The organism is Plantibacter sp. 2H11-2, assembly GCF_050031945.1.
In the GTDB taxonomy this organism is placed as follows: domain Bacteria; phylum Actinomycetota; class Actinomycetes; order Actinomycetales; family Microbacteriaceae; genus Plantibacter; species Plantibacter auratus.
Genome location: NZ_JBNBBL010000005.1, coordinates 256,406 through 271,688, shown reverse-complemented (window position 1 = coordinate 271,688; position 15,283 = coordinate 256,406). Strand labels below are relative to the sequence as shown.

General features: G+C 69.9%; 10 protein-coding genes. 5 read left to right on the top strand and 5 right to left on the bottom strand.

Features of this window, described 5'->3' with window-relative positions; genetic code table 11:
• Nucleotides 1–110: 110 nt before the first annotated feature.
• Nucleotides 111–5,789, bottom strand: a complete 5,679-nt coding sequence (locus ACQG07_RS12390) for a PKD domain-containing protein (protein WP_426738435.1) — start codon at nt 5,787–5,789, stop codon at nt 111–113.
• Nucleotides 5,790–6,003: 214 nt separating this feature from the next.
• Nucleotides 6,004–6,642, bottom strand: a complete 639-nt coding sequence (locus tag ACQG07_RS12385; RefSeq protein ID WP_079705119.1) for a hypothetical protein — start codon at nt 6,640–6,642, stop codon at nt 6,004–6,006.
• Nucleotides 6,643–6,870: 228 nt separating this feature from the next.
• Between ACQG07_RS12385 and ACQG07_RS12380 the strand changes: the two genes are divergently transcribed.
• From ACQG07_RS12380 to ACQG07_RS12360, 5 genes are all read left to right on the top strand, one after another.
• Nucleotides 6,871–7,914 carry a glycosyl transferase gene (locus ACQG07_RS12380; protein ID WP_426738434.1) on the top strand — a complete coding sequence of 348 codons (1,044 nt, stop codon included), beginning with the start codon at nt 6,871–6,873 and terminating at the stop codon, nt 7,912–7,914.
• Nucleotides 7,911–8,891 carry a glycosyltransferase family 2 protein gene (locus ACQG07_RS12375; protein WP_079705117.1) on the top strand — a complete coding sequence of 327 codons (981 nt, stop codon included), beginning with the start codon at nt 7,911–7,913 and terminating at the stop codon, nt 8,889–8,891. The genes ACQG07_RS12380 and ACQG07_RS12375 overlap by 4 nt, the downstream gene beginning before the upstream one ends.
• Entirely contained in the window at nt 8,888–9,610 is a 723-nt protein-coding gene (locus ACQG07_RS12370) for a polysaccharide deacetylase family protein (RefSeq protein ID WP_426738433.1), read from the top strand. The genes ACQG07_RS12375 and ACQG07_RS12370 overlap by 4 nt, the downstream gene beginning before the upstream one ends.
• A 181-nt stretch (nt 9,611–9,791) precedes the next feature.
• Nucleotides 9,792–10,262: an adenylyltransferase/cytidyltransferase family protein gene (locus ACQG07_RS12365; RefSeq protein WP_079706219.1), complete on the top strand. Its 471-nt coding sequence runs from the start codon at nt 9,792–9,794 to the stop codon at nt 10,260–10,262.
• Between the two features lie 102 nt (nt 10,263–10,364).
• A complete protein-coding gene (locus tag ACQG07_RS12360; protein WP_274499420.1) occupies nt 10,365–11,087 on the top strand; it encodes a polysaccharide deacetylase family protein in 723 nt (240 codons plus the stop codon).
• A 91-nt stretch (nt 11,088–11,178) separates the two neighbouring features.
• On the opposite strand, the gene pip is transcribed toward ACQG07_RS12360, so the two are convergent.
• The 3 genes from pip to ACQG07_RS12345 form a co-directional block, all read right to left on the bottom strand.
• The gene (gene pip / locus ACQG07_RS12355) at nt 11,179–12,138 is read right to left on the bottom strand and encodes a prolyl aminopeptidase (RefSeq protein WP_192018718.1); all 960 of its coding nucleotides are present in this window, start codon (nt 12,136–12,138) and stop codon (nt 11,179–11,181) included.
• Nucleotides 12,139–12,203: 65 nt separating this feature from the next.
• Nucleotides 12,204–13,091 (bottom strand): KPN_02809 family neutral zinc metallopeptidase, encoded by an 888-nt coding sequence (ypfJ, locus tag ACQG07_RS12350; RefSeq protein WP_079705113.1) that lies wholly within the window; start codon nt 13,089–13,091, stop codon nt 12,204–12,206.
• Between the two features lie 90 nt (nt 13,092–13,181).
• Nucleotides 13,182–15,263 (bottom strand): acyl-CoA dehydrogenase, encoded by a 2,082-nt coding sequence (locus tag ACQG07_RS12345; RefSeq protein WP_274499419.1) that lies wholly within the window; start codon nt 15,261–15,263, stop codon nt 13,182–13,184.
• Nucleotides 15,264–15,283 lie beyond the last annotated feature (20 nt).

The window sequence follows — 15,283 nt, the reverse complement described above, 5'->3', positions numbered from 1 at the left end:
CCGTCACGCACGCAGGCCGTCGCCTCGGCGTCGCCGCTGCGATGAACGCCTCCCCGCACGTCGAACGGCCGGTCATCCCGAAGGACGACCGGCCGTTCGTTCGCGGTGGACTAGACCGTCGGCTGGACGAGGTACTCGTCGAACCGGGCGATGATCGGTCCGTTGGTCGCGGTGCCCGAGATGTACTGGCTCAGTCCGACGGTGCCGGCAGCCTGCAGCGCCGCCGTCGAGTCGACACTCGTCAGCTGCCAGTTCGTCGGTTCCGTCGTCCCGGCGGCCCAGACCTTCGCGCGCACCGTGGTGGGCGAGGTGCCGAACACCTGCAGCCGGACCTGCAGCTGCTGGCCGGGGACGTACACGAGGTCGGCGATGTTGACCGCGGACAGCGTGGTCCCGCCCTGCAGGAGCTGCAGCTGCACCCCGCTGTTCGAGCGGATCCAGACCCGCGCCGCGTAGTTCGCCGAACCGACCTGACGGCCGATCACCGAGACGTAGTTGCCGCCGCCGGTCGGTCCCTGATCGAACGAGACCTTCACGCTGCTGTCGGAACTCGTCTGGCTCACGCCGTTGAGCGTGGTGGCCCGGGTCTGGCCGGCCGGGGTCGTGATCACGGCCTTGCCGTCGGCGAGGCTGAACGCGGACGGGTTGTTCGCCGGTGTCCAGGCGCCACCCGCCTCGGCCGTCCCCCAACCGGCACCGGCCGGACGCTCGAAGGCGTCCTGCGCGGTGGCCGGGGTGACCGGGGGCACGACGACCGTTCCGGCCACGGTGACCTGCTTCTCGGTCATCGCGGTGGCACCGGCGTTGTCGGTCACGGTCAGCGTCACCGTGAAGGTGCCGTCGGCCGCGTACGTGTGGCTCGCGGTCGCTCCGGTGGCGGTGGCCCCGTCTCCGAAGTCCCAGGCGTACGCGGTGACGGTGCCGTCGGTGTCGGTGGATCCCGACCCGTCGGTCGTCAGGGCGAGGCCGGTCACGCTCGTCGTGAAGGCGGCGGTCGGTGCGACGTTCGGCGGCGGCGCCTGCACCGTGACCGTGCTGGTCTTGGTGGCGGAGGCTCCCGCGTTGTCGGTCACGGTGAGCTTCACCGGGTAAGCCCCGGCGGCCGCGTAGGCGTGGCTCGTGGTGACACCCGTCCCCGAGGCGCCGTCTCCGAAGTCCCAGACGAAGGACGCGATGGAGCCGTCCGAGTCGGTCGAGGTCGAAGCATCGAAGGAGGCGCTCAGGAACGTCGCCGCCTGCGTGAACGCCGCGGTGGGCGGCACGTTCGCCGGCGGGGCCGTGACCGAGCCGGAGGGCTGCGCGATCAGGTTGCCGAAGCGCGTCACGACGGTGCCGCCGGTGGCAGTCCCCGAGATGTACGAGCGGAGGCTCACCGAGCCGGCCGCCTGCAGCGATGCGGTGCTGTCCGTGGCCGTGAGCTGCCAGGCCGCGGGCTCCGTGGATCCGATCGCCCAGACCTTCGCCTTGAGCTCGGTCGGCGAGGTCCCGACGGCCTGGAAGCGGACCTGCAGCTGGGTGCCGGGCAGGTAGTTCAAGCCGTCGATGTTCACCGCCTTGAGGATCGTGTTGCCGTTCATCAGCTGCAGCTGCACGCCCTGGTTGTTCCGGATCCAGATCCGCGCGGCGTAGTTGTCGGCTCCGACGACGCGGCCCATGACCGAGGCGTAGTTTCCGCCACCGGTGGAGCTCTTGTCGAAGGACAGGCGGACCTGCGTCTCGGTGTCCGTGGCGCCGACCGTGGTCAGCTTGGCGGTCCGGGTCAGGCCGACCGCGGTCGAGATGAGACCGCTGCCACCTGCGACGGAGTAGTTGGACGCCGCATCGAGGGTCCAGGCCCCTCCCACATCGGCGGAACCCCATCCGCCGGTGACCGAGCGGGCGAAGGTGTCCTTCGCCAGCACGGTCGCCGCGGGCGGAGCGACGACGGTCACGGACTGCGAGGTCGTCGTGCTGGCCCCACCGTTGTCGGTGACCGTCAGCGCGAGCGTGTACGTCCCGCCGGCGGCGTAGGCGTGAGCGGCCGTCGCACCGGTGTTGGTCGCGCCGTCACCGAAGTTCCAGGCGTACGCGGCGATGGTGCCGTCGGGGTCGCTCGACGCCGAGCCGTCGACCGTGACCGTGAGGCCCGTCGCGGTCGGCGTGAACGCGGCCACCGGCGGCTGGTTCACGGGGACGGTCGTGACGACCGCCTGGCTCGCCTCTCCGAGGAGCCCCTTGTCGTCGGTCACCGTCAGGTGCACGGTGAACGAGCCGGCGGCGGCGTACGTGTGGCTCGGGTTGACGCCGGTCCCGTTCGTGCCGTCGCCGAAGTCCCAGGCGTACGAGGCGATCGTGCCGTCCGTGTCGACGGAGGCGCCGGCGTCGAACTGGACGCCCAGCGCGTTGACCGCTGCGGTGAACGACGCCGTGGGGGCGACGTTCGGTGCGACGACGGTCGCCGGGTGCTGCAGTGTCCCCGTGCCGCCGCGGTTGTCGGTCACGGTGAGGGTCACCGTGTAGGTTCCGGCTGCCGCGTAGGCGTGGTCGGCCGTCACCCCGGTGCCGGTGGTGCCGTCGCCGAAGTCCCAGGCGTAGGTCGCGATGGTCCCATCGGTGTCGACCGAGCTCGAAGCGTCGAAGTGCGCGGTGAGGTCGGTGTTCGTGACGGCGAAACCGGCGGTCGGAGCGACGTTCGGCAGGATGCCCAGGCCGAGGTCGTGGTGCTGGGTGACCTGCGCCGACGTGAGCGGCTGTGCGTAGACGGCCACCTCGTCGATGCGTCCGCTGAACGTGCCGGCGGTCCCGCCCCACGTCGTGTCGGAGCCCACACGCCAATACCCGGTGTAGTCCTGGGCGCTCGTCTGCGGGTTGGTGCCCTGGAGCACACCGTCGACGTAGAGCTTCATGCCCGCCGAGGACTGCTCGGCCACCACGTGGTGCCAGGCGCCGTCGTTGAACGCGGCGGGCGTCGTGATCGTGTTGGTCTGGCCCGTCCAGGTCCCGAAGGTCAACTGACCGCCGTTCTCCATGTAGACGTGTCGGTCGTAGCCGCCCGATCCGCCCTGCTGGTTGGCGCCGAAACCGATGATCTTCCCACCGTTGGTGGTCGTGGTGTTGAACCACGCCTCGAGCGCGTAGCTCGTCGGGTTGGAGTAAGCGGTGTCGCTGGCGACACCCGAACCATCGGGACCGAACTGCGCGGAGCGGTTCCCGGCGACGCCGGCGAGCGCACCGTTCTGGTCCTTCGCGACGGCACCGTAGTAGGTCGCGGGGCCGTCGTTCCGGCCCGAGTCCTTCGCCGTGGTGCCGGTCGTCTCATCGAAGCGCCAGTAGGACGTCGGATCGAGGTTGAACACCGCGGCACCGTACGCGTCGGTCGGAGCGGCCGGGACTGGCGAGGTCCGGCCGGAGGCCACGTAGTGGTTCACGATCGTGTCGCGGTCGAGGACCGTCGGGTAGATCGCGGTGTCGTCGATGGCGCCGGCGAAGTAGTCGCTCGAGCGCGAGCCCGGCCAACCACCGAGGTTGTCGCCGCCGACCCGCCAGTAGCCGGTGAAGTCCTGGCCGCTCGTCGTGTCCGTGCGGCTGTCGAGCTTCTTGCCGTCCACGAACAGCTGCATGCCGTTCGCACCGAGCGTTGCGACGACGTGGTGCCACTCGCCGTCGTTGTAGGCCTTCGAGGACTGCACGGTCCGGACGGAGCCCGGGTAGACGCCGAACATCAGGCGCCCGTCGTTGTTCATGAAGATCATGCGGTCGTAGTTGCCGGAGGTCCCGGTCGACGACCCACCGAACCCGAGGATCTTGCCACCGCGGTCGGTGGTCGTCTTGATCCACGTCTCAGCGGTGAAGGTGTTCGGCGCCTTCTGCGCCGTCGTCGTCGAGGCGGCGCTGTCGCTCGTGCCGGCGAACGTCGTCGCGGTCGTGTTCGAGCCGATGATCGCGCCCGCCGTCCCTCGCGTCGTGTTGCTCGTGAGCGTCAGGTCGTCGCCCGTGGCCCAGTCGTAGCCGGCGGTGCCGCTGGCTTCGCCGAGCGGCCAGAACGACGTGGGACCGGACGCGAGGACCGCCTGCGCGTACGCGGACGTCGAGCCGTCGGCGGACACGGTCACCGGGACGTTGTCGCTCATCGTCGAGTTGCCGAGCGGGTCGGTCACCTTGACGCGGTAGTTGACGGTCGTCCCCGGTGCGAGGCCGCTGTCGGTGTACATGAGGTTGCTGACCTTCCAGAAGGTCGAGCGGACGGACTTCGTCATGATCGGCGTGGCCGTCTGGTTGTTGCGGATCAGCTCGTACTTCAGGAGTTCGTTGTCGCGGTCGTTGTTCGTCTTCCAGGAGACGCGCACGGTGCCGCTGGCGAGGGAGATCGCGGTGATGGGGAAGGCGCTCCCCTTGAGCTTCGGACCCTCGAGGTTCGGTGCGACCGCCTTCGTCGCGAACCGGACCAGTCCCTGCTGCGACTTGTTGTTGACGGCGAGGAACTCTCCGCCGTAGACGACGTAGTTCGTGCTCGCGGCGACGCTCCACGGACCCTGGTTCTGGTTGGTCGCGGTACCCGGGGTGAAGTCCGGGAACCAGCTCAGGATGCTCGGCGTCGGCTGACCGGCGTAGTTGTAGTAGCCGTACGGGTCTGCCGTGGCCGTGCCGGTGGTGGTCTTCGAGAACGCCAGTGCGTTCTGGAAGGTCCACGGCTGCGTCTGCGGGAATCCGCCGATGTTCCCGCAGTAGTGCGGGTGGCCGGCGATGTAGACGGCGTCGCCGTGAGAGGCGACCGAGTAGGAGTCGCCGTGGCAGTCCTCGACCCAGTTCATGTCGCCGTTCGCCCAGCCGGCGTTGAAGGCACCCTCGAGGTTGCCGCCCGAACCGAAGACGTAGCCGGTCCCGTAGACGTTGTTCGCGTCGCTCGTGAGCGAGTAGATCGCGGCGTTCGCGCCACCGTTGCGGATGAGGCCGTTGACGTTCCACGGGAGGAGCGCGCCGGCGGTCGCGTCCACGGCGCCGAGGCCGTAACCGGGATTGCTGCTGCCGTTGAGTGTCGTGAAGGCGCCACCGAGGATCACCTTGGACTGGTCGGGCGCGATCGCGAGGGCGCGGACGACGCCACCCTCGGTGACGGGAGCCCAGGGCAGGAGAGCACCGGCGTTGGTGAACGCAGCCGCTCCCTTGCGGGTCTGGCCGGCCGCGTTGGTGAAGCCTCCACCGACGTACACGGTGCTGTTCGTGGCCGCGACGCTGTAGCCGATGTAGTTGAGGATCGGAGCGAAGGACTTGAGGGCGCCCGTCGCCGTGTCGAACGCGGCGATGCGCGAGCGGTCCTGCCCGTTGACCTTCGTGAAACTACCGACGACGTAGAGGGTCTTACCGTCCGGCGAGGCCGTCACGGCCTTGACCTCTGCGTTGAGGACCGGAGCGAAGGAGTTGATGAGCACGCCGGTGGTGAGGTCGTAGGCGAGCAGGTAGGTGCGGTCGACCTCGCCGACGCCGGCCGCGTTGCCGGCCGGACGGGCCTTGGTGAAGGTTCCACCCGCGTAGACGGTGTTCCCGACGACGACCTGCGACCACACGGTCTTGTTGATCTGCACCGTGGGAAGCGCGTCCGCCGAGACGGTCGACGCCTCGCCTGCACCCTGGGGGACCGTGTCGGCCACCGCCGGAGCCGCCGTGGCGGTGAACGTGAGGAGCGCGGCGAACACCGCACCGATCACGCCGAGTGCCAGGGGCTTCTTCAGCTTGGACGGGACGCCGCGGGCGTCGTTGCGGCTCGGCGCGTGCGCGCTCGGTCGATCCTGGGATCGCAGAAATCTGGACACGGGTTCTCGGGTTTCGCTGGAGGCGGGCTCGGGGCGCGACAGGGCTCCGCGGACGGGCCGAGGGATGCGATCGTGTTTCGGATCCACGATCGCCGGCCAGGTGCAGGGGTGCCTCGCTCGTGAACCATAACGCGGGGGGCATCAGGGGCGTCACCCCCAAAACAGGTCCGATTTCCCGGGGATCCTGCGGGGGTCAGCGTGGATCCGGATCGGGTCAGCGGGGAGCGGTGACCTGGAACACGGCGGCGGGGACGCCGGCCTGGTAGTCGACGATGATCGTGACGTCGTCCCGCTGCTCGACGGGCACCGTGTACACGAACGTCGCGGTGGCGGTGTCCCCCGCCGCGACCTCCGACTCGAAGGGCACAGCACCGGGTTCGGTGAGGGGCTCCGCGGGCACGCGGTCGGCGCCGGAGTACGCGGTGACCACGACGGTGCTGAGGTCGATGCTCGCATCACTGTCGTTCACGATCGTGACCGTGAACCGGACCGCCGGTCCCGCGGTCTCACCGGGTGCGTTCGCCTCACCGTCGACGGCCTCGAGCGCGCCAAGGCTGACGGTCACGCCGCTGACGATCTCGACCGGTGCGTCGCCGGCGACCGGGTCGCGCTCGGGAAGTGCTTCGGCCGGGTCGGTGATGATCGGACTCGGCGTAGGAGTGCCCGTGATGGCCGGCGGATTCACGACGTCGCCGGTGCCGACACGGTTGGCGTTTACCGCGAACACCACGACCACGGCCACCACCGCGACGACGACCGCTGCGAGCACCGAGATGACGACCGCCCGGCGTCGGCGCCTCGGGTCGGGCGTGCTCGACGTGGGGATCTGCTGCTCTGCTGCCGGCTCGCTCACGCCCGTACCTCTCCTCGACGACGGCCACCCGGCGCTCGATGCCCCGAGTGTACTGCCTCGGCTCCATGCGCAGCCTCGTCCGGCTCGCGACCTCGGCCGCCGCTCATGTCACAATGGCTCACACCACCCGACGCCTCCCCGATCTCGCAGCGGACCCTCGGACGCCGGAAGGCTCCGACGAACGCCGAGCGCGACCGATGCACCCGAGCACCGACCCCTGGAGGGTTCATGAGCGGACACCTGACCGTCCTGCAGCAGTTCCCCGTGCCACGCCCGACGACGAACCCCTATCTCGTGATGCTGGCCGACCACCTCCGCGCGGTCCCCGGGGTCTCGGTGCAGAACTTCAGCTGGAGGGGCGCGCTCCTCGGGCGGTACGACGCGTTCCACATCCACTGGCCCGAGATCCTCGTGTCGGGACACACCCCGCTGAAGCAGTTCCTCCGTCAGTGCCTCACCGTGCTGCTCGTCATCCGGCTCGCGATCACCCGGACCCCGATCGTCAGGACGGTACACAACGTCGAACTCCCGCAGGGCATCTCCCGGGTCGAGGTCGCGCTGCTCCGCTTCATCGACCGACGCACGGACTTCCGGATCACGCTCAACGAGACGACGACCCTGCCCGAGAACCAACCCTCCCTCCTGATCCCCCACGGCCACTACCGTGAATGGTTCGCCCGTCACCCGCGCGCGGCACAGCAGGGCGGTCGGTTCGGCTACTTCGGCCTCATCCGCCGCTACAAGGGTGTCGAGACCCTCATCGAGGCGTTCCGATCCGCGGCGGCCACGACCCGAGGACTCTCGCTCCGCGTCGGCGGCAAACCGTCGACCACCGAACTCGCCGACACCCTGACAGCGCTCGCGGGCGAGGGAGACGACGTCCTCCTCGACCTCCACTTCCTCGGTGACGACGAGCTCGTGGACATCGCGACCTCGTCGGAGCTCGTGGTCCTCCCGTACCGGTTCATGCACAACTCCGGCAGCACCCTCGCCGCCCTGTCACTGGACCGCCCGGTGCTCGTGCCGGACAACGCCGTGAACCGGCTCCTCGAAGCCGAGGTCGGGCCCGGCTGGGTGCATCGGTTCTCCGGTGAGCTCGACGCCGAGGCACTGCTCTCGGCGATGGAGCACGTCCGCGCCTCAGCGCGCGGCCAGGTGACGTTCATCGACCGCGATTGGGACCTCGGAGCCGCACGGCACGTCGAGGCCTACCGACGAGCGATCGCCGCGCGACGCGGAACTCCGGCGCCCACGGTCGGGGCCGCGCGATGACCGAGTCGTCCGCCGGCAGACCCGACGCCCGCACGGCCGAGGTCCGCCTCGTCGTCGGCATCCTCACCTTCCGACGCCCGGCGACCCTCGCCGCGAGCCTGCCGAAGGTGCTGGAGCAGACCCGGTGGCTCCGCGACGCCGACGCGTCCGTCGTGAGCACCGAGGTCCTCGTGATCGACAACGACCCCGCGGCGAGCGCCCGGGAGGTCGCCGGTTCGACGCCCGGCGTCCGCTACGTGGTGGAACCCACACCGGGCATCGCGGCGGCACGGAACCGCGCGCTCTCGGAGGCGGACCAGGCGGAGCTCCTCGTCTTCATCGACGACGACGAGGAACCGGGCGAGCACTGGCTGCTCCCGATCGTCGAGACGTGGCGGGCGACGGGCGCTGCGGCGGTCATGGGCCGCGTGCAGTCGCACCTGCCGGAGGGCACCGACCCGTGGGTCGTCGCGGGTGGGTTCTTCGACCGCGTGCAGCGCACGACGGGCACCGTCATCGGCGAGGCCGCGGCGGGCAACCTGCTCCTGGACCTCGACCAGGTGCGGGCACTCGGCGTGCGGTTCGAGTCGAAGCTCGAACTGGGCGGTGGTGAGGACACGCTCTTCAGCAAGCACCTCGTCCGGCGGGGTGGGCGGATCGTCTGGTGCAACGAGTCCGTCACCCACGACTTCGTCGAACGGGACCGCGCGACGAAGCGCTGGGCGTTGCAGCGCGCGTGGAGCCATGGCAACACCAGGATCACGGTGGAGCGGTACTTCGCGGCAGGACGTCGTGACCGGACACGGATCCGCGTCGTCGCGGCGGTCGGCGGTGCCGCTCGGGCCGCGGTCGGTGTGGCACGTTCCGTGTTCGGAACGCTCACCGGCTCGCTCCATCACCGGGCGCGTGGCGCGCGAGCCATCCGGAAGGGCGGCGGCATGTTCGTCGGCGCCTTCGGCGTGGTCTTCCGGGAGTATGCGCGGGACGAGCGGTCATGAGCAGTCTCGGAGCACGGCTCAAGGATCGCGTGAAGCGGTCACTGCCGGTCCTGGGCTCGATCATCGAGGTCGAGACGGCCACCCCGACCGTCGTGTTGACCTACGACGACGGGCCGCATCCGGTCGGCACGGACGGCGTCCTCCGATCCCTCGCCGACGCCGGGGCGACCGCCACGTTCTTCGTCCTGCTGAGCAGCGCTCGCCGTCACCCGGAGCTCATCCCGCGGATCACCGCGGAGGGGCACGAGATCGCGTTGCACGGTGTCGACCACCGTCGTCTCACGGCGTTCACCGCCGAGGAGGTCACCCGTCGCACCGTCGACGCGAAGCACGAGCTCGAGGACCTCGCCGGCACGCCCGTCCGATGGTTCCGGCCGCCGTACGGCGCGCAACATCTCGCGACCTGGCGCGCCATCCGTCGGGCCGGTCTCGAATCCGTCCTCTGGTCGGCGACCACCTGGGACGCACGTGCGGTGGCCTCCGAGAAGCGCGTCGCCCACGCCCTGTCCGACTGCCGCCCCGGCACGATCCTGCTGGCGCACGACGCCTTCGCCGGCCCGGCCGACGGTGTCGACGACGGAGCCGAGCCCGAGGTCGACCGTGGGGCGCTCATCGCGACCCTGCTCACCGAGTTCCGGGCGCGCGGCTGGGTCGGTCGGTCCCTCGCCGATGCGCTCGTGCAGGGGCGCCCGGTGAAGAGCGCCGTCTTCTCCTCCTGACACTCGGCAGAGCTGCGCGGGGATCGCCCCTGCGCCCCGTCCGGGTGGCACTCGAAAGTGGACTCGGCAAGCGCTGATGACCCTCATAGGCTCGCAAGAGGCCCGATGGATGTGCCGAATGCCGGAGTCGATCCCGACGGCCCCGTGCGCACACCACCACGAGCATGCCAGGGGGCAGACCATGACGGATCGCAGTGCAGTCGGACGCGTCGGCTACGCAGCAGGCGCCTTCGACCTCTTCCACGTCGGGCACCTGAACATCCTCCGTCACGCCAAGAGCGCGTGCGACTACCTCATCGCCGGGGTCGTCTCGGACGAGCTGCTGCGCACCCGAAAGCGCATCGAGCCCATCGTCCCGCTGACCGAGCGTCTCGAGATCGTCCGCCACATCGGCTTCGTCGACGAGGCCGTCGAGGAGACCTGGGAGGACAAGCTCCAGGCGTGGGAAGCGCTCCGGTTCGACATCTTCTTCAAGGGCGACGACTGGCGCGGGACCGCCGAGGGCCTCCGGCTCGAGGCGGAGTTCGCCAAGGTCGGCGTCGAGGTCGTCTACTTCCCGTACACGATGAGCACCTCGAGCACGGCACTCCGCCGTGCACTCGCCCAGCTCGAGGAGCAGCGCGAGCTCGACACGACGCTCGTCCAGGCCTGACACCCGAGCTCCCCGCCGTCCGTCCCGCCGCCGCGGCCGCGCTCCCGTTCGCCACGACAGCGAGGTACTGTTGGACGGATCGACTCACAGGGCGGTGGACACATGACGAAGGCTCGGCAGGCGCTGCTCGCACGCCTCACCGGTTCACTCCCCGTCCACGGTTCGATCGTCGGTGTCGCCACCGAGGAGCGCACGGTCGTCATGACCTACGGCGACGGCCCGAGCCCCGACGGCACGCCAGGGGTCCTCGACGCCCTCGCCGAGGCCGGCGCGACCGCCACGTTCTTCGTCCTCGTCGGCCGCGCGCGGAAGTACCCGGAGCTCCTCGAACGCATCGTCGCAGGTGGGCATGAGCTCGCCCTGCACGGCGACGACCACGTACGCCTCACCGACTTCTCCGAGGAGGTCGCCTACCGGCGCACCCTCGCGGCGAAACAGGAGCTGGAGCAGTTGAGCGGCCAGTCGATCGAGTGGTTCCGGCCGCCCTACGGCTCACAGAGCATCGAGACGTGGCAGGCCGTCAAACGAGCCGGTCTGCAGACGGTGCTCTGGACGGCGACCGCCTGGGACGTCAAGGACGTCGGCGAGCACGAGCGCGTCGCCCACGCCGTTCGGCACTGCCACCAGGGCTCGATCCTGCTCGCCCACGACGGCTTCGCCGGCCCGGCCGACGGCGTCGACGACGGTCCGGAGCCCGAGGTCGACCGCGGCGCGCTCGCAGCCGAGCTGCTGAGCGGCTTCGCCCGCGAGGGTCTCGTCGGCCGGTCGCTCGGCGAGGCCCTGCGCGTGGGCAAGGCCGTCCGCCGGGCACGCTTCACGGAGTGATCACCCCCGGTCCCTGAACCGACTCCGGTCCCTGAGCCGACCCCGGTCCCTGAGCCTGTCGAAGGGCGTCGTCAGGGACCGGAGCAGCCCCTCAGTCCTTCGCGAAGCGGTCCGTCGCATCGATGAGTGCCGACAGGATGCCCGGCTCGTCGAATGCGTGCCCCGCGTCGGGGACGATCGTGAAGTCCGCTTCCGGCCAGGCCCGGTGCAGGTCCCACGCGGTGAAGACCGGGGTGCACATGTCGTAGCGGCCCTGGACAATCACGCCGGGGACCCCGGCGAGCTTGCCGGCATCGCGGATGAGCTGCTCGGGTTCGAACCAGCCCTTGTTCGTGAAGAAGTGGTTCTCGATGCGCGCGAACGCCACCGCGAAGTGCGGGTCGGTGAACCGGGCGACGGTCTCCTCCTGCGGGAGCAGGGTGATCGTCGAGGACTCCCACCGCGACCAGGCGACGGCCGCCGGACCGTGGACGGCCGGGTCCTCGTCGAACAGGCGGCGGTGGTAGGCCTCGATGAGGTGGCGGCGCTCGCCGACCGGGATCGGCTCGAGGTAGCCCTCCCACAGGTCGGGGAAGACCGCGGAGGCACCACCCTCGTAGAACCAGTCGAGCTCGGCGTCGCGCAGCGTGAAGATGCCCCGGAGCACGAGCTCGGTGACACGCTTCGTGTGTTTCTGCGCATACGCGAGCGCGAGCGTCGAACCCCAAGAGCCACCGAACACCATCCACCGCTTGATCTTCAGCGCTTTCCGGAGGACCTCGAGGTCGGCGACGAGGTGCCAGGTGGTGTTGGTCGACAAGTCGGCCGCCGGATCGCTCGCGTGCGGGGTGCTCCTGCCGCAGCCGCGCTGGTCGACGAGGACGATGCGGTACCGCTTCGGGTCGAAGAGTCGACGGTGGATGGGGCTCGTCGCGCCACCCGGGCCACCATGGAGGAACACGACGGGCTTGCCGTCGGGGTTGCCGGAGGTCTCCCAGTACAGCGACTGCCCGTCGCCGACGTCGAGCATGCCGGTCTCGTACGGCTCGATCTCGGGATACGGCTCACCCATACGGTCCACTTCCTCCTGTGTTCACGACACGTGTCTCATCTAGCATGCCGCACCCGGCACGCCGGTCAGAGCTGGTCGGCCGACACCGAGAAGGTGTCGCACGCGGACGGACCGGACTGGTAGCCGGTCATGAACCAGCGCTGCCGCTGCTCGGCCGAGCCGTGGGTCCACGCCTCGGGGTTCACCTGGCCGGTCGCGGCCTCCTGGATACGGTCGTCACCGACGGCGGCCGCAGCGCTCAGGGCGTCGTCGATCTCCTGCTGGGTCACGGGCTTCAGGAAGGCGACCCCCTTCGCATCCTCGGTGTCCGATGCCGCGGCGACCCAGGCACCGGCGAAGCAGTCGGCCTGGACCTCGATACGCACGGAGTCGGAGGCCGGACCCGTGCCGCTGCGGTCGGCGCGGTCCATGATGCCGGTGAGCGCCTGGATGTGGTGCCCCCACTCGTGGGCGACGACGTACATCTCGGCGAGCGGTCCGCCCGAGGCGCCGAAGCGGTCGCGCAGTTCGGCGTAGAAGCTGGTGTCGATGTAGATGGTCTGGTCCGGCGGGCAGTAGAACGGGCCCGTGGCGCTCGTGGCGGCACCGCAACCCGTGTTCGTCTGCTGGTCGAAGATGATGAAGTCCGCCGGCGAGGTGTAGTCGGCGCCGAGCGCGGGCAGCTCCTCGGCCCAGTAGGCGTCGAGCGACGAGTAGGCACCGCCCATGCGGCAGTCGACGTTCGCGTTCGCGTCGGCACCTGTCTGGCATTCGTCGGAGAGCTGGCTCTCCTCCTGCTGGCCCCCGCCGATGCCGCCGCCGCCGAGGATGCCCGAGACGTCGACCCCGAGGAACTGCGAGATGAGCGCGATCACGATGACGCCGACCGCACCGCCACCGACGGCGATGCCGGTCGTGCGGCCCCGTCGCTTGACCTTGTTCCCGCTGATGTCGGCGTTGTCGTTGAACGTCATGTCGGCACCCTATCGCGCGGCGCGAGGTGAGGCATATCGTCGCCGGACCCTTGCGCGGACGACGATGTGCCTCCCGTCAACCGCGCGTGGTCAGCGGGACTTCTTCGTGAGCGTCTTCTCGTCGACGGGTGCGTCGCCCGAGGCACGGAGCTCGGCGAAGTAGTCGGCGGCCTCCTGCTGGCGCTGCGCCTCCTGGCCGGTCGCGATGGGTGCGCGCACATGCTCGGGGGCGAAGCCGAACGCTTCGACGAGGTCGAGGGCGTGCGGACGCAAGCGGGCGATGAGGCGGTCGACGTAGGCGCTGACGGCCTGGCCGCGCTGCGGGGAGAGGCGCCCGTGGATGAGGTACCAGGCAAGGTGCTTCTCGATGAGCGAGAGCCCGAAGAGGTCGTGCACCCAGGTCAGCACCTGCTTGGTGCCGGGGTCCTGGATCTGCTCGACACCCTCGGTGAACGCCTCCCACTGGAGGAGCTCGCCATGAGCGCGCGCCGCCTCGATGAGCTCGTTCTGGTGCGCGTTGAACAGGTCGGACGCGGCTTGCTTGGAGAGCTTGTTCGCTCCGCGCAGCTTCGTCGCGACCTCGGCGATCATCGACTCGACGCGCTCGGTCAGCAGCTCGCGCTGGACGTTCGTGTCGCGCAGCTGGCTCACCGAGCGTGCGGTGGACCCGAAGTCCTTCACGGTCTGCGCGAGGCTCCGGAGTCCACTGCTGTGCACGGCGCGGTCGGTCGCCTGCTCGACGACGTAGCGGGCGAGCGCACCGGCGTCGACCTTCGCGAACTTCCGGCTGTAGTCGGTGAGGAGGCGCTTGGCGACGAGCTGCAGCAGCACGTTGTTGTCGCCCTCGAACGTCGCGTAGACGTCGAGGTCGGCGCGCAGGCCGGTGAGGCGGTTCTCTGCGAGGAAGCCGTTGCCACCGCACGCCTCGCGCGCCTCCTGGAGCGTGTCGAGCGCGTGCCAGGTCGACAGCGGCTTGAGGGCCGCCGCGAGGGTCTCGAGGTCCTGACGGTCGTCGTCCGAGTCGGCCTTGCCGCTGAAGACCTCGTCGAACTTCACGAGCAGCCGGTCGTGGGCGAAGATCTGCGCGTAGGTCGTCGCGAGGCGCGGCAGGAGCCGGCGCTGGTGGCGCTGGTAGTCGAGGATGACCTCCTCCTGGGTGTCGCTGCCCGCGTTGAACTGCCGACGCTCACTGCCGTAGGTGATCGCGATCTGCAGGGCGAGGGCGGAGGCCGACGTCGCGGCTCCGTCGAGGGACACCCGGCCCTGGACGAGTGTGCCGAGCATGGTGAAGAAGCGACGCCCGGGGCTCGTGATGGGCGAGGAGTAGGTGCCGTCCTCGGCGACGTCGCCGTAGCGGTTGAGGAGGTTGGTGCGCGGCACGCGGACGCCGGTGAAGTGCAGCCGGCCGTTGTCGATGCCGTTGAGCCCGCCCTTCAGGCCGTCGTCCTCGCCGCCGATCCCGGGCAGGAATGCGCCCTCGTCGTCGCGGATGGGCACGTAGAAGCAGTGCACGCCGTGGTTCACGCCGTTCGTGATGAGCTGCGCGAACAGGGTCGCCGCCTTGCCGTGCACGGCCGCGTTGCCGAGGTAGTCCTTCCACGCCGCGCGGAACGGGGTGTCGATGACGAACTCCTGGGTCTCCGGGTCGTACGTCGCGGTCGTCGCGATCGAGGCGACGTCGGAGCCGTGACCGGACTCCGTCATCGCGAATGCGCCGGGGACGTCGAGGTTCATCGCGCCGGGCAGGAACGCGTCGTGGTGCGGCTCGGTGCCGAGGTGCAGGATCGCCGCACCGAAGAGGCCCCACTGGACACCGGACTTGATCTGAAGGGACGGGTCGGCGAGGACGAGCTCCTCGAACCCGGCGATGTTGCCGCCGTGGTCGTCGGCGCCGCCGAGGCGCTTCGGGAAGGCCTTAAGCACCTGACCGTTCTCGACGAGGAGCTTCAGCTGGTGGAAGACGCGGTCGCGGTGGTCGTCCATCGACTGGCCCTCGATGCGCTGCATCTCGGGCTTGGCTGCGAGTGCGCGCGACGCGAGACGGGCCTCCGGCCAGGTGCCGAGCAGCTGGTGCGCGAGCGCCGGGACGTCGATCCGCGCGTCGGACGGCGCCACCTCGACCGTCGCTGCCGTGGTACCGCTGACGCTCGTCCGGATCGCTGTGTCGACCATCGCTGTGTCCTGCCTTTCAC

Excerpts from the sequence above, each read along its gene's own strand:
- ACQG07_RS12375 (WP_079705117.1), top strand. The coding sequence starts at position 7,911 with ATGACCGAGTCGTCCGCCGGCAGACCCGACGCCCGCACGGCCGAGGTC.
- ACQG07_RS12380 (WP_426738434.1), top strand. The coding sequence starts at position 6,871 with ATGAGCGGACACCTGACCGTCCTGCAGCAGTTCCCCGTGCCACGCCCG.
- ACQG07_RS12360 (WP_274499420.1), top strand. The coding sequence starts at position 10,365 with ATGACGAAGGCTCGGCAGGCGCTGCTCGCACGCCTCACCGGTTCACTC.
- ypfJ (WP_079705113.1), bottom strand. The coding sequence starts at position 13,091 with ATGACGTTCAACGACAACGCCGACATCAGCGGGAACAAGGTCAAGCGA.
- pip (WP_192018718.1), bottom strand. The coding sequence starts at position 12,138 with ATGGGTGAGCCGTATCCCGAGATCGAGCCGTACGAGACCGGCATGCTC.
- ACQG07_RS12370 (WP_426738433.1), top strand. The coding sequence starts at position 8,888 with ATGAGCAGTCTCGGAGCACGGCTCAAGGATCGCGTGAAGCGGTCACTG.
- ACQG07_RS12345 (WP_274499419.1), bottom strand. The coding sequence starts at position 15,263 with ATGGTCGACACAGCGATCCGGACGAGCGTCAGCGGTACCACGGCAGCG.
- ACQG07_RS12365 (WP_079706219.1), top strand. The coding sequence starts at position 9,792 with ATGACGGATCGCAGTGCAGTCGGACGCGTCGGCTACGCAGCAGGCGCC.